The sequence below is a fragment of the Micromonospora sp. AMSO31t genome, from assembly GCF_008868175.1.
Lineage (GTDB): Bacteria > Actinomycetota > Actinomycetes > Mycobacteriales > Micromonosporaceae > Micromonospora.
The window spans coordinates 1-12784 of the sequence record NZ_WBKT01000168.1 but is presented as its reverse complement, the minus strand read 5'-3'; the positions used below and the strand labels follow the sequence as shown (position 1 = coordinate 12784).

At 74.9% G+C, this 12784-nt stretch carries 14 protein-coding genes and 1 pseudogene; 9 read left to right on the top strand and 6 right to left on the bottom strand.

The annotated features are described in order from the left end of the window. Together F8274_RS32715 and F8274_RS32120 are read right to left on the bottom strand one after the other, a co-directional pair. Positions 1-82, bottom strand: an 82-nt coding sequence (locus tag F8274_RS32715) for a hypothetical protein (RefSeq protein ID WP_370518276.1), incomplete at its 3' end; no start/stop codon positions are given. Positions 83-123: 41 nt separating this feature from the next. Then, entirely contained in the window at positions 124-279 is a 156-nt protein-coding gene (locus F8274_RS32120) for a hypothetical protein (RefSeq protein ID WP_225853984.1), read from the bottom strand. Here F8274_RS32120 and F8274_RS26010 point away from each other — a divergent pair. From F8274_RS26010 to F8274_RS26000, 3 genes are all read left to right on the top strand, one after another. Further along, positions 278-1378, top strand: coding sequence for a CapA family protein (locus F8274_RS26010; RefSeq protein ID WP_151464998.1), 1101 nt, complete (start codon positions 278-280; stop codon positions 1376-1378). The two genes, F8274_RS32120 and F8274_RS26010, sit on opposite strands and share 2 nt — an antisense overlap. A gap of 67 nt (positions 1379-1445) precedes the next feature. Then, positions 1446-2114, top strand: coding sequence for a GntR family transcriptional regulator (locus tag F8274_RS26005; protein WP_151464995.1), 669 nt, complete (start codon positions 1446-1448; stop codon positions 2112-2114). Next, on the top strand, positions 2111-3424 hold the full coding sequence (locus F8274_RS26000) for a nitrate/nitrite transporter (RefSeq protein ID WP_151464994.1): 1314 nt from the start codon (positions 2111-2113) through the stop codon (positions 3422-3424). The genes F8274_RS26005 and F8274_RS26000 overlap by 4 nt, the downstream gene beginning before the upstream one ends. Here F8274_RS26000 and F8274_RS25995 read toward each other — a convergent pair. Next, positions 3417-3836, bottom strand: coding sequence for a hypothetical protein (locus tag F8274_RS25995; protein WP_151464993.1), 420 nt, complete (start codon positions 3834-3836; stop codon positions 3417-3419). The two genes, F8274_RS26000 and F8274_RS25995, sit on opposite strands and share 8 nt — an antisense overlap. A 170-nt stretch (positions 3837-4006) precedes the next feature. Here F8274_RS25995 and F8274_RS25990 point away from each other — a divergent pair, with 170 nt between their 5' ends. Both F8274_RS25990 and F8274_RS25985 read left to right on the top strand, forming a co-directional pair. Beyond that, positions 4007-5095, top strand: a complete 1089-nt coding sequence (locus F8274_RS25990) for an S-(hydroxymethyl)mycothiol dehydrogenase (protein ID WP_151464992.1) — start codon at positions 4007-4009, stop codon at positions 5093-5095. After that, on the top strand, positions 5092-5721 hold the full coding sequence (locus tag F8274_RS25985; RefSeq protein WP_151464991.1) for an MBL fold metallo-hydrolase: 630 nt from the start codon (positions 5092-5094) through the stop codon (positions 5719-5721). The genes F8274_RS25990 and F8274_RS25985 overlap by 4 nt, the downstream gene beginning before the upstream one ends. 45 nt (positions 5722-5766) lie before the next feature. On the opposite strand, the gene tsaA is transcribed toward F8274_RS25985, so the two are convergent. The 3 genes from tsaA to F8274_RS25970 are packed head-to-tail and all read right to left on the bottom strand — an operon-like array spanning position 5767 to position 7981. Next, the gene (gene tsaA, locus F8274_RS25980; protein WP_151464990.1) at positions 5767-6177 is read right to left on the bottom strand and encodes a tRNA (N6-threonylcarbamoyladenosine(37)-N6)-methyltransferase TrmO; all 411 of its coding nucleotides are present in this window, start codon (positions 6175-6177) and stop codon (positions 5767-5769) included. Next, a complete protein-coding gene (locus tag F8274_RS25975) occupies positions 6174-7121 on the bottom strand; it encodes a sensor histidine kinase (RefSeq protein WP_151464989.1) in 948 nt (315 codons plus the stop codon). Before F8274_RS25975 ends, tsaA begins: the two co-directional genes overlap by 4 nt. After that, positions 7118-7981, bottom strand: a complete 864-nt coding sequence (locus F8274_RS25970; protein ID WP_151464988.1) for an MEDS domain-containing protein — start codon at positions 7979-7981, stop codon at positions 7118-7120. Before F8274_RS25970 ends, F8274_RS25975 begins: the two co-directional genes overlap by 4 nt. 408 nt (positions 7982-8389) lie before the next feature. Here F8274_RS25970 and rho point away from each other — a divergent pair. The 4 genes and pseudogenes from rho to F8274_RS25950 all read left to right on the top strand — a co-directional run. Continuing rightward, a pseudogene (rho, locus tag F8274_RS25965) lies at positions 8390-9616 on the top strand (transcription termination factor Rho); the annotation flags it as partial. Positions 9617-9627: 11 nt separating this feature from the next. Beyond that, positions 9628-10092: a VOC family protein gene (locus F8274_RS25960; protein WP_151464986.1), complete on the top strand. Its 465-nt coding sequence runs from the start codon at positions 9628-9630 to the stop codon at positions 10090-10092. 46 nt (positions 10093-10138) lie between these two features. Then, positions 10139-11230 (top strand): DUF3626 domain-containing protein, encoded by a 1092-nt coding sequence (locus tag F8274_RS25955; RefSeq protein ID WP_192579992.1) that lies wholly within the window; start codon positions 10139-10141, stop codon positions 11228-11230. Between the two features lie 206 nt (positions 11231-11436). Beyond that, on the top strand, positions 11437-12210 hold the full coding sequence (locus F8274_RS25950) for a hypothetical protein (RefSeq protein WP_151464996.1): 774 nt from the start codon (positions 11437-11439) through the stop codon (positions 12208-12210). Positions 12211-12784 lie beyond the last annotated feature (574 nt).

Sequence of the window (12784 nt, the reverse complement as noted above, 5' to 3'; positions counted from 1 at the left end):
CCGAATGGTGGAGCCGGGCCGCCCCCGCGCCCGCGTTGCGGCCCAGCTCCACCATTCGGACCCCCGGGAACTCCCGGGCCACGGCGGCCGGCGTGCCGTCGTCGGAGCCGTTGTCCACCACGATCACCGGGGCGGTGTGCCGGGCAGCAGGGCCAGGAGCTGGTCCCGCCGGTTGCGGGTGGCCACCACGATCGTCACGTCCGTCGTCATGGCGGCCCTGGTACCCCGGCCGGCCGCGCTCACGCGTGCCGCGGCCGACGGCGGGAACACCGGGGGCATGGCCGAGGTGACGCTCTTCCTCGCCGGTGACGTGATGACCGGGCGGGGCGTGGACCAGATCCTGCCGCACCCGGGGTCGCCCGAGCTGCGGGAGGAACTAATCACCGACGCCCGCCGGTACGTCGCGCTGGCCGAGTCCGTCGCCGGGCCGGTGCCGCGCCCGGCCCGGCCCGAGTGGCCGTGGGGCGACGCGCTGCGGCTGCTCGACGCGGAACATCCGGACGCGCGGGTCGTCAACCTGGAGACGGCGGTGACGGCGCGCGGCGAGCACTACCCCGGCAAGGGCATCCACTACCGGATGCACCCGGCGAACCTGCCCTGCCTCACCGCCGCCCGGCTGGACGTCTGCGCCCTGGGCAACAACCACGTGCTGGACTTCGGTCCGACCGGCCTGGCCGACACCGTGGACGCGCTGCGCGGCGCGGGGATCCGGACCGCCGGCGCCGGCCGGGACGCCGAGGAGGCGTGGCGACCGGCGGCGGTGCCGCTGGCCGGTTACCGCCGGCTGCTGGTCTGGTCGCTGGGCGCGGTGTCCAGCGGGGTGTTCCCGCAGTGGGCCGCGGGGGCCGGTCGGCCGGGTGTGGCGTACCTGCCGGAGGTGTCCGTGGCGACGGCCGGCGCGCTCGCCGAGCGGATCGCCCGGACCGCGCGGCCGGCCGACCTCGTGGTGGTCTCGGTGCACTGGGGGAGCAACTGGGGCCACGAGGTGCCGGACGAGCACGTGGAGTTCGCGCACGCCCTGATCGACGCCGGCGTGCACGTGGTGCACGGCCACTCGTCCCACCATCCCCGCGCGGTCGAGCGCTACCGGGGCCGGCTGGTCCTCTACGGCTGCGGCGACCTGATCGACGACTACGAGGGGATCGGCGGGCAGGAGGCCTACCGGCCGGAGCTGCGGCTGCTGTACCTGGCCACCCTCGACGCCGTCACCGGCGAGCTGCGGGGGCTGCGTCTGGTCCCGCTCCGGATGCGCCGGATGCGCCTGCGACCGGCCACGGCCGAGGAGGCCGGCTGGCTCGCCGACCTCCTCGACACGCTCGGCCGGCCCTCCGGCACCCGCGTGACCCGCGCGCCCGACGGGGTGCTGACGCTCCGGTGACGTGGCGTCGGCCACGTTCGGGCCGGTCAGCGGCGGTGCCGGGCGCGCGTGGGCGCATCATAGATACATGACGCATCCCACCCCCGTGCCCGGCGCGCGGTCGGCCGGGCCGTCCGCCGCCGAGCGGGCGTACGGGCACCTCAAGCGGGCCGTCCTGGAGCAGGTCTACCCGGGCGGGCTGCTGATCAGCGAGGGTGAGATCGCCGAGGCGACCGGGGTGTCCCGGACGCCGGTCCGGGAGGCGCTGCTGCGTTTGGAGGCCGAGGGCCTCGTGAAGCTCTACCCCAAGCGGGGGGCACTGATCCGGCCGGTCTCCGCCCGGGAGATCGCCGACGTGATCGAGGCCCGCCGCCTGGTCGAGCTGCACGCCGCCGAGCAGGTCTGGCCGTGCCGGGCCGCCATCCGCGACGACCTGGCCCGCTGGCTCGACGAGATGCGCCGGGCGCACGCCGCCGGCGACGTCACCGCGCTGATGGCCGCCGACCGGGCCTTCCACGCCACCGTCGTGGAGGCGGCCGGCAACGAGATCCTCGCCGAGCTGTACCACCGGCTGCGCGACCGGCAACTGCGGATGGGCGAGGCCAGCTTCCGGCTCTCGCCGGGCTGGGCCGAGGTGGCCCTCACCGAGCACGCCGGCCAGCTCGCCGCCCTCGACGGCGACGACCCGCAGGCGTGGCTCGACGCGATCGGCGCCCACATCGACAACGCCGCGACCGTGCTGCGGACGCTGCGGTGACCGCCGCCGCCCGCACGGTCGCGCCGCGCCGGTCCGCCGCCCTGGTCTTCGCGGTGGCCGTCACCGCGTACGTGGCCGCGGTCTTCCACCGCAGCTCGCTCGGCGTCACCGGGGTCGACGCGGCGGACCGCTTCCACATCAACGCCGCCGCCCTGGCCACCTTCAGCGTCGCGCAGCTCGCCGTCTACGCGGCCATGCAGGTGCCCGTCGGGGTGCTGCTCGACCGGTACGGCTCGCGCCGGCTGCTGCTGGCCGGCGGCGCGCTCATGGTGGCCGGGCAGCTCTGCTTCGCCGTGGCCACCGACGTCCGGCTCGCCGTCGCCGCCCGGGTGCTGGTCGGCCTGGGCGACGCCATGACCTTCATCAGCGTGCTGCGGATCGTGGCGTTCTGGTTCCCGGGCCGGCGCAACCCGCTGCTGGTGCAGCTCACCGGCACGATCGGGCAGCTCGGCGCGGTGCTCGGCGCCGTACCCCTGGTGGCCTTGCTGCACCACGCCGGCTGGACGCCCGCGTTCCTCACCGCGGCGGCGCTCGGCGTGACCGTGCTGCTGCTGGTGCTCGTGGCGGTCCGGGACACCCCGCACGCCGAGCACACCACGGCGCTCGCGCCCGGCCTGACCACGGTGCGCCGGCAGCTCGCCGACGCCTGGGCCCAGCCCGGCACCCGGCTCGGCCTCTGGACGCACTTCGTCACGCAGTTTTCCGGCTCGGTGTTCGCCCTGCTCTGGGGTTACCCGTTCCTGGTGCAGGGCCAGGGGTTCTCGCCCACCGCGGCCGCCGGCCTGCTCACCCTGATGACCGTGGTGACCCTCGTCTGCGGCCCGGTGATCGCCCACTTGTGCGCCCGGCACCCGTTCCACCGCTCGGTGGTGGTCTTCGCCATCACGGCCGGCACGGCCGCCGTCTGGGCGGTGGTGCTGGCCTGGCCCGGCCGCGCCCCGCACGCCCTGCTCGTGGCCCTCGTGGTCGTCCTCGCGGTCAACGGCCCCGGCTCGGTGATCGGCTTCGACTACGCGCGCACCTTCAACCCGGTGCACCGGATCGGCAGCGCCACCGGCATCGTCAACGTCGGCGGGTTCGTCGCCTCGATCCTGCTGATCCTGGCGGTCGGCGTGGTGCTGGACCTGGCCACCCCGGCCGGCCGGAGCACGCCGCCGCTGTCGGCGTTCCGCTGGGCGTTCGCCGTGCAGTACCTGCTCTGGGCGCTGGGCGCGGTGCAGGTGCTGCGCTACCGCAACGCCGCCCGCCGCCGGTACGCCGCCGACGCCGTGCCCGTGCCCGCCGCCGCCGTGACGGGTCCGGTCACGTGAAGCGGCGCTTGTGGGCCAGCGAGTCCAGCATCAGCGTCAGCCCGGCGGCGACCAGCCAGCTGTCCTTGGCCAGCCCGATGCCGGCCTGCGACGGCTTGAGGCTGTTCCCCTCCCGCATCCCGGGCGTCTTGAGGTAGAGCTGCACCAGGCCGGCCCCGAAGGCCGTCAGCCCGGCGCCGGCCAGCAGCGACGGCACGAACGGGATGAGCAGCGCGGCGCCGAGCGCGATCTCGGCACGGGAGAGCAGCTTCGCGAACTGGTCCGGCGGGAACTGCCGCAGCTGCGGGATCGCCCCCACCGCCATCCCGTGCATGCCGGCGGCGGCCTCGCCCTCGAGGGAACGCTTGGACAGCCCGGAATTCAGGATGAACGCGCCGATGCTGAGCCGGAGCGGCGCATGGGTCAACTTCATGATCACTCCCGTCGGTGCCGGACAACCGGGCCCCCGCGTACCCGGCGACGCGCGGGATAACCCGCCGGACGGCGGTGGGTCGCCGACGATGATCAGCGGTAGGTTCGACCCACAGCGAGCGCCGGGGCATCGTGAGCGGCCGGCGAGCGGTCGCGGACGAAGGAGGAACCGTGAGCCAGGAAGTCCGGGGAGTCGTGTCGCGGCGCAAGGGCGCGCCCGTGGAGGTCACCACCATCGTGGTGCCCGACCCGGGGCCGGGCGAGGCCGTGGTGCGCGTCCAGTCCTGCGGGGTCTGCCACACCGACCTGCACTACCGCGAGGGCGGCATCAACGACGACTACCCGTTCCTGCTCGGCCACGAGGCTGCCGGCATCGTGGAGCAGGTGGGGGAGGGGGTCACCGAGGTGGCCCCCGGCGACTTCGTGGTGCTCAACTGGCGGGCGGTCTGCGGGCAGTGCCGCGCCTGCCGGCGGGGCCGCCCCTGGTACTGCTTCAACACCCACAACGCCGCGCAGAAGATGACGCTCACCGACGGCACCGAGCTGGCGCCCGCGCTGGGCATCGGCGCGTTCGCCGAGAAGACCCTGGTGCACGCCGGCCAGTGCACCAAGGTCGACCCGTCCGCCCGGCCCGCCGCCGTCGGCCTGCTCGGCTGCGGCGTCATGGCCGGCCTCGGCGCGGCCATGAACACCGGCGCCGTGACCCGGGGCGACTCGGTGGCGGTGATCGGCTGCGGCGGGGTCGGTGACGCGGCGGTGGCCGGCGCGACCCTGGCCGGCGCGACCACCGTCATCGCCGTGGACACCGACTCGCGGAAGCTCGACTGGGCGCGGAAGTTCGGCGCCACGCACACGGTCAACGCCTCCGAGGAGGACCCGGTCGAGGCCATCCGCGCCGCGACCGGTGGATTCGGCGCCGACGTGGTCATCGACGCGGTGGGCCGCCCGGAGACCTGGAAGCAGGCCTTCTACGCCCGCGACCTGGCCGGCACCGTCGTGCTGGTCGGCGTACCCACCCCGGAGATGACCGTCGAGCTGCCGCTGCTGGACGTCTTCGGCCGGGGCGGCGCCCTCAAGTCCAGCTGGTACGGCGACTGCCTGCCCAGCCGCGACTTCCCCCTGCTCACCGAGCTGTACCGGCAGGGCCGCCTCGACCTGGACGCCTTCGTCACCGAGGAGATCGCCCTCGACCAGGTCGAGGAGGCGTTCACCCGGATGCACCACGGCGACGTGCTCCGGTCGGTGGTGGTCTTCCCGTGACCGCCCGCGTCGACCACACCGTCACCTCCGGCACGTTCTCCCTCGACGGGCAGACCTTCGACGTCGACAACAACGTCTGGGTGGTCGGCGACGACGCCGAGTGCGTGGTCGTCGACGCGCCGCACGACATGGCCGCCATCCGCGCGGTCATCGGGGGCCGCCGGGTGGTCGCCGTCCTGGCCACCCACGCGCACGACGACCACGTCCGGGTCGCGCCCGAGCTGGCCCGGGCCACCGGCGCGCCGGTGCTGCTGCACCCCGCCGACCGGGTCCTCTGGGACCTGGTCCACCCGGACAGCCCGCCCGACGGCGACCTCACCGACGGGCAGACCGTCGAGGTCGGTGGCACCACCCTCCGGGTGCTGCACACCCCCGGCCACAGCCCGGGCGCGTGCAGCCTCTACGCACCCGACCTCGGCGCGGTCTTCACCGGGGACACGCTCTTCGCCGGCGGTCCGGGCGCCACCGGCCGCTCCTACAGCGACTTCGGCACCATCGTCGAGTCGATCCGCACCCGCCTGCTCACCCTGCCGCCGCAGACCGTGGTCCACACCGGACACGGCGACGACACGAGCATCGCCGCCGAGGCGCCCCACCTCGACGAGTGGATCGCCCGCGGGCACTGACCGGGCCGCCCGGCCGGGTCGCGGCGCGGCCGGGCGTCGGGGGCCTCAGCGCTCGCCGTCGAGGACCGGCTTGACATCGAGTACGGGCGTGCCGTCGACCGCCTCCAGGTCGGCCACCCGCAGCCGGACGCCGTCCACCGCGAGCACCCGCACCCGGTGCAGCCCGATCGGGTTCGGCCGGTGCGGCGAGCGGGTGGCGAACACCCCCGTCTCCGGCCGGGACACGTCCCCGCGCGGGTGCACGGCGAGGACGTCCCGCCGCGCCCGGTCCAGCCAGGTCAGCACCAGCACGTCGGCGCCGGGCCGCAACCCGTTCAGCGCCGGCGCGTAGGCCTCGTCGAAGACCAGCCACGCCTCCGGGGCGCCCTCGTCGCCCTGCTTCGGCGCCGCCGCCGGATCGGTCAGGGGCGACTCGACCCGGCCGACCGCACGCAGCGTCTGTTCCGTTCCCGTCACGGGGCCTCCCGGAGCATGTGCAGCCGGACCGTGGTGCCGGCCGCGGTGGTGTGCAGCAGCACCAGGTCGCACAGGGCGTGCACGATGACCAGCCCCCGCCCGCCGATGCCGTCGTGCGCCGGTGCGACCCGGCCGGCGAGCGGATCGGCCAGCCGGCCGTCGTCGTGGATCTCGCACACCAGGTGCCGGTCGGTGCGCCACGCCTGGAGTGTGCCCGCGCCGCCGGCGTGCGCCACGCTGTTCGTGGCCAGCTCGGTGACCGCGATCTGCAGGTCGGCCACCCGGTCGGCGGCCAGCCCGGCGGAGAGCCCGTGTTCGGCGACGAACCGCCGGACCTGCGGCAGCGTCGCCAGGTCGTAGCGCAGCACCGCGACCTGCTCGGCGGGGGCGGGCAGCGGTTTGTTGTGCCGCTCGGTCACCGCCGCCGGCGCGTAGCCGGCGATGCGGCGGCACCCGCCGCCGTCGACCAGCAGCGGGTGGGTACAGCGGGCCTCGGCGAGCACGCCGGGCCCGAGCCGGCCCGCGTCGTAGGGGCAGAGGATGCTCGCCGCCCGTCCCGCGAAGGCCCAGTTGATCGCGGCCTCGTGCTGGGCGCAGGCCCGGTACTCCTCGACGGTGCGACCCGCCCAGACCGGCTCGCCGATGATCCGGACCCGTCGGTCCGCGTGCCGGTCGGCGAAGGCCTGGAGCACGCACGGGAGGATCCGGCCCGGGTTGCGCCCGGCCTCGGTCATGTCGGCCCAGCCGACGGCGTCGCCGGTCGCGCCGAGCGCCGCGCGGATCAGCGCCAGCTGCGGGCCGGGCGTCGCCACCAGCACCGGGTCGCCCGCGGCGAGTCCCTCCCGGACGAACGGCACGGTGACCGCCAGCAGGCTCGCGGCGTCGGTGTAGAAGGCCAGTTCGTGACGGAAGCCGGCCGGCGCCAGGCCGGCGGGCGCGCTCACGCGGGTAGCTCCGGTGTGGACAGCTCACCGAGCAGGTGCAGCAGCCGGTGCAGCGCCGGCCGGCACCCCGCCAAACGGACGCCGGTGGCGCTCGCCCGGTCCGCCCGCACGATGGCGGTGGCGGCGCCCACGTCGGCGAAGCTCAGGTCGGAGACGTCCAGCACCGGTGGGGCTCCCGCCGCCCGCTCGTCGGCCGTCACCTCGTCCAGCACCGCGGTGAACGCCTCCCGGTTGCTCAGGTCCACCTGCCCCACCAGCCGCAACCCCGGCGGGTCGGTCGTCCGGTACGCGCGCAGCAGCGGCGTCCAGATGCGCGCCGCCTGCGGCCCGGCCGTGCCCGGATGGGCGGCGGCCAGGGCGCGCATCCCGTCGGCCGGGAAGAGCCGCCGGTCGTACAGGCACAGGCCGGCGACCCGGGTGTCCAGGAAGAGCGGGTTGAGCGCGGTCTCGTACCGGCGCAGGTCGTCGAGGGTGGTGCCGCTGCGCAGCACCCACGCCATGTCGCCGGCCAGCCGGATTCCCGGATAGCCCTCGTGCCGCGCGCGGTCGACCTCGCCGACCACCACGGCGACCATCGTCTCCGGGGTCGGCCGGGCGCCGGTCGGGTAGGCGTCCGCGGCCGGCACGATGCGCAGCTGGCCGGCCGCCACGGCGGCTTCGGTCGGCACGCCGACGGCGTCGACGCGGGCGCGCACCGCCTGCGGCGGCGTGGTCTCGGTGAAGCAGACGACCTTGTGACCGAGACGCAGGCCGGTGGCGGCGAAGCGGCCGACGACGTCGAGAGCGACGCTCTCGTCGTCGTGCGTCCAACAGACGTGGTCACCCAGGTGGACCTGGTCGACCACGGTCGTAGCAGTCACGGTGCGGGCCTTCCGGTCGGCGCGCCCTCACTGTAGCCCCGGGCCGGGCCGCGACCGAGCCGGCCGCGATCCGCTTGTCGGCGGCGGCGTTCCGGGGTAGCCTGCGGATGGACCCGGATGCCGGCGCGTCACGCCGCCCGGAGTCCACGCTTCCCGACGCGGCAATTCATCCGGCGCACGTCGCCGGTCCGCCGCCGTCCTGGCTCGATCATCACCCGACCCGGGCCTTCGCGGGAGTGAACGCGGCCCGCTGTTCCCTCCCGACGGCCTGCCCGCTCGCGGCATTCCGAGCCTGACGTCGGAGAGCCGGCGCGGCCCTGCGCACGGTCACCCTGCCAGCGCGGGGCGCGGCTCCTACCCATTCGCAGGGCGCGTGCCCGCCGTGCGGCGCCGTTCCGGCCGGTGCACGGCTCGCGTGCCCGCACCTCGATCCCACCGCGGCGAGCCGAGGGTTCGCCGCCCCACCTCCGTCCCGATCGGGACGGCCACTTTCTCGAAAGGCACTCCATGACCGACACCTCCGCGCCGCTCCCGGTGAGCGGCATCGTCGACACGGTCGACGACCACGCACTGCTCCGGGTGGACGGCTACCTGCCCTCCACCGCGGACGCCCACCTCACCACCGGCCAACTGCGCCGGTACGGCCTGCGCCGCGGTGACCTCGTCACCGGTGCGGTCGCCGCCACACCCCACCGGGGCCGGCACGCCCCGCTGATCCGGGTCGACACCGTCAACGGGACGGCCCCGGACCAGGCGCGCCGCCGCCCCGACTTCCACCGCCTCACGCCGGTCCACCCGCACCAGCGGTTGCGGCTGGAGACCGAGCCGCACATCCTGACCACCCGGGTCGTCGACCTGGTCATGCCGATCGGCAAGGGCCAGCGGGCGTTGATCGTCTCGCCGCCGAAGGCGGGTAAGACGATGGTGCTGCAGGCGATCGCGGACGCGATCACCCGCAACAACCCGGAGTGCCACCTCATGGTGGTGCTGGTCGACGAGCGGCCGGAAGAGGTCACCGACATGCAGCGGTCGGTGAAGGGCGAGGTCATCGCGGCCACGTTCGACCGTCCGCCGCAGGACCACACCACGGTGGCGGAGCTGGCGATCGAGCGGGCGAAGCGCCTGGTCGAGCTGGGCCACGACGTCGTCGTGCTGCTCGACTCGATGACCCGGCTGGGCCGCGCCTACAACCTGACCGTCCGCTCGGCCGGCCGCACCCTCTCCGGCGGCATCGACGTGGCCGCCCTCACCCCACCCAAGCAACTGCTCGCCGCCGCCCGGACGGTCGAGGAGGGCGGTTCGCTGACCGTCATCGCCACCGCCCTGGTCGAGACCGGCTCCGCGGCGGACAGCCTCATCTTCGAGGAGTTCAAGAGCACCGGGAACGCCGAGCTGAGGCTGGACCGGGGGCTGGCCGACCGGCGTACCTTCCCCGCCGTCGACGTGCGCGCCTCCGGCACCCGCCGCGAGGACCTGCTGCTCACCGACGTCGAGCGGGACCGCCTGCGGGCCCTGCATTCGGCGCTGTCCACGCTGGACCGCCAGGCGGCGCTGGACCAGCTGCTCCGCCAGCTCGCCGCCACCGGCGGCAACGCCCACTTCCTGGCCCGCCTCGGCGCCGCGAGCCGCGGCTAGGATCTGCGGTCATGGACGCTCCCCGGGCCGACCGGCCGCCGACCGTACGCCAGTTGCGCCTGGTCGTCGAGGCCGAGGACTACGACGCCGCGGTCGCCTTCTTCCGCGACGCGCTGGGCCTGCCGGAGCAGGCCGCGTACTCGGGTGGCGACGGCGCCCGGGTGGTGATCCTGGAGGCGGGCCGGGCCACCCTGGAGCTGGCGAACCCCGCGCAGAAGCGGATGATCGACGAGGTCGAGGTCGGCCGCCAGGTCGCGCCCCGCCTGCGGGTGGCGTTCGAGGTGGACGACAGCCGTGCGGCCACCGAGCGCCTGGTCGCGGCCGGCGCCACCGAGGTCGCCCCGCCGACGGTCACTCCGTGGCAGTCGCTCAACGCCCGCCTCGACGGCCCGGCGGGCCTGCACCTCACCGTCTTCCAGGAGCTGCGAAGCCCGGCGGAGCGGGAAACCCTGGACGGCTTCGGCGCCGACGGCTGAGAATCCGCGTGGCGCGCCGCCGGTGGGCGCGGCGATACTCGTGCCCGTGCCCGACGTGACGTTGACCCCCGCCCAGGCCGCCGCGCTCCAGCACGTCCGCGAGGCCGCCCTTCGCGACCGGCCGGCGGCGCTCGCCGTCATCGCCCGGCACCTCGCCGGCTCCGGCGCCGCGTACCGCGCCGAGGAGATCGTCGCCGCGGTGGCCGCGCACGGTCGGCTGACCCTCAACTTCCACCCCGACCGCCTGTTGGGCGACGGCCGGACGGTGGCCGAGGCGCTCGACCAGGAGGGCGTCTACCGCAGCCAGTTCGAGACGGGCGTCTCCAACGGCGGGCTGACCGCGTTCCCCGGCGGCGACCGGGACCGCTGGGAGGAGAGGCTGTTCGGCGGGGCGTACCAGCGGCCGGGTGTGCCCCCGGCGGAGCGCCCGAAGTACGGCGGCCTCAACCTGCTCGACCATCCGGACGGCGCCTGCCCGCGGTTCGGCTCCTGCCACCTGCGGCTGCGGCCCGCGGCGCTCGCACGGGCCACCTTCAGCTTCGGGGACAGCCACATCGAGCCGAAGGACCACGGCACCGTCACGGTGTTCGAGCCCGTGCTCGCCGCGCTGCTGGCGGCCACCGCCACGACCGGGATCAGCCTCGGCGTGGCCGGCATGGACACCGGCACCCTCCTGCGGACGCTCCTGCGCCGCCGCGAGAGGGCGTCCGACGAGGCCGGTCGGGCGCTGGACGACTACATCGAGGCGCAGGTGCACGGTGAGCTGAGCCTCGCCCGGGACGTCGAGGCCGTGGTCGTTGACCCGTCGTTCCGGGACACGGAGGAGGGGCGGATCCTCGCCGGGGTCGCCCGGCGGCACGGCTTCGCGCTGTGCTGGCACACCGGGTTCGAGCTGCCGGTCGACGGCGTCGACGCGGAGTTCCGGGGTCCGGCCATCCCGCCGCTCGCCGCCCGCGTGCACGCCGAGTTCGCCCGCCCGGGAGAGCCGGTGCACGCCGCGCTGATCGGCCGCGCCGCCGCCTCGGTGGTACGCGAGCCGCACCGCTGGGCCGATCGCGGGCCGACCGAGGTGACGCTGCAGCACCTCAAGCAGCTCTGGCACGTCCTGGTCCGGTTCGGCGTACCCGCGGCCGTCTAGGCCGTTTCCGTCCCATCGTCACGGCCGTCCGAGACGCCGGGTGACCTGGGCCGCAGCCTGGGCGGACCCCGGCATTTCCGGAATGCCCGACAGGTCGAGCTGGTTGTGTCCCCCGTACCGCCGGAACACAAACCCGTACCGGCGAGTAGTTCCCCCGAGGGGCGCTCACCCCGGAGCGCGTCGTGACGATCGAAAGGGCAACCATCGTGAAGCAGCACTTCACTCGATGGCTCCCCGCCATCGCGAAGACCGCCGTGGCGACGACCGCCATCGCCAGGACCGCCGCCGCGAGGACCGCCGCCGCGAGGACCGCCATCGCCACCAGCCCCAACCGCCGCACCGCGCTGACCGTCGCGGGCGTGGCCTGCCTGGGCGGGATGGCGTTCGGCCCCACCGCCGTCGCCGCCCCGGTGACCAGCGGCCCGCACGCCGGTGCCCTGGCCGCCATCGACCTGGCTACGGGCAAGAAGACCGGCACCGAGACGGTGAAGTCCGGCCTGACCACCGGCAGTGACAAGGTCCCGACCAAGGCCGACCGGCCCGACCGGGAGCAGCTCATCCCGCACGGTGTCGAGGGCGCCCAGTCGCGTATCCCGCTCGACGACGCGCAGCTCGACAACGCCAAGGCCATCGTCAAGGCGGCCAAGGAGACCGGTGTGGGGGAGCGGGGCGCCGTGATCGGTGTCGCCACCTCCCTGCAGGAGTCGAAGCTGTACAACCTCGGTCACCTCGGCACGTACAACGACCACGACTCGGAGGGCCTGTTCCAGCAGCGCCCGTCGTCCGGTTGGGGTACGCCCGACCAGGTCACCGACCCGGACTACGCCAGCAAGGCGTTCTTCAACGCGTTGAAGAACGTCGGCGGCTGGCACGAACTGCCGCTGACCGCCGCGGCCCAGACGGTCCAGGTGTCCGCCTTCCCGTACGCGTACGCGCAGTGGGAGGAGCAGGCGGCGGACATCGTCCAGCAGCTCTGGTGACAGAACGCGTCGCGAAGCGGCCGGCCCCGGACACGGGGCCGGCCGCTTCCGTCTGTCCGGATCTCCCGCGGTCCGTCGGCCCAGTCAGCCCGAAGGCGTCCCGGCACCAGGTCGAGTCCGGGCTCGATGTCCGTTTCGCGGGGGCGCTCGCCCGTTGCTGGGCGCGTTGGATGAAATGTCCGGTTCCCGCTCTACCCAGGGCGGTGAGTGGAACGCCATGTATGTCTCCGGGGCCGGGATACACCCATACCGTTCCACTCACCGTGTCGACTGGGCGCGGTGTCCGGTTCGCGGGTGACCGGCGGCATCCTGGCGGCGGAATGGCCGGCGGGTGGGGGTCGTTGTATCCGGGTGAACGGCCGAGGACCACGCCCCGCCCCCGGGGGTGACCCGCCGAGAGCGACCGCCCGCCGAGGCGGACTGCCCGGCCGGGAATGACGATGGCCGGCCGGTCGTTGTACATGGTCCCGGCGCTGCGAAGAGGCCAAGCCCCGCGCGCTGGATGATCCCCCTAAGACTTTCTTGAGCGCCTGACGGTGCTTGCGCACACCACCCCCAGCCGACCCCCGTCGGC

What these genes read in the sequence shown, in the direction of transcription:
- F8274_RS25995 (WP_151464993.1), bottom strand. Translation starts at nt 3,836, where the DNA reads ATGAAGTTGACCCATGCGCCGCTCCGGCTCAGCATCGGCGCGTTCATC.
- F8274_RS32120 (WP_225853984.1), bottom strand. Translation starts at nt 279, where the DNA reads ATGCCCCCGGTGTTCCCGCCGTCGGCCGCGGCACGCGTGAGCGCGGCC.
- F8274_RS26010 (WP_151464998.1), top strand. Translation starts at nt 278, where the DNA reads ATGGCCGAGGTGACGCTCTTCCTCGCCGGTGACGTGATGACCGGGCGG.
- F8274_RS26005 (WP_151464995.1), top strand. Translation starts at nt 1,446, where the DNA reads ATGACGCATCCCACCCCCGTGCCCGGCGCGCGGTCGGCCGGGCCGTCC.
- F8274_RS25960 (WP_151464986.1), top strand. Translation starts at nt 9,628, where the DNA reads ATGGACGCTCCCCGGGCCGACCGGCCGCCGACCGTACGCCAGTTGCGC.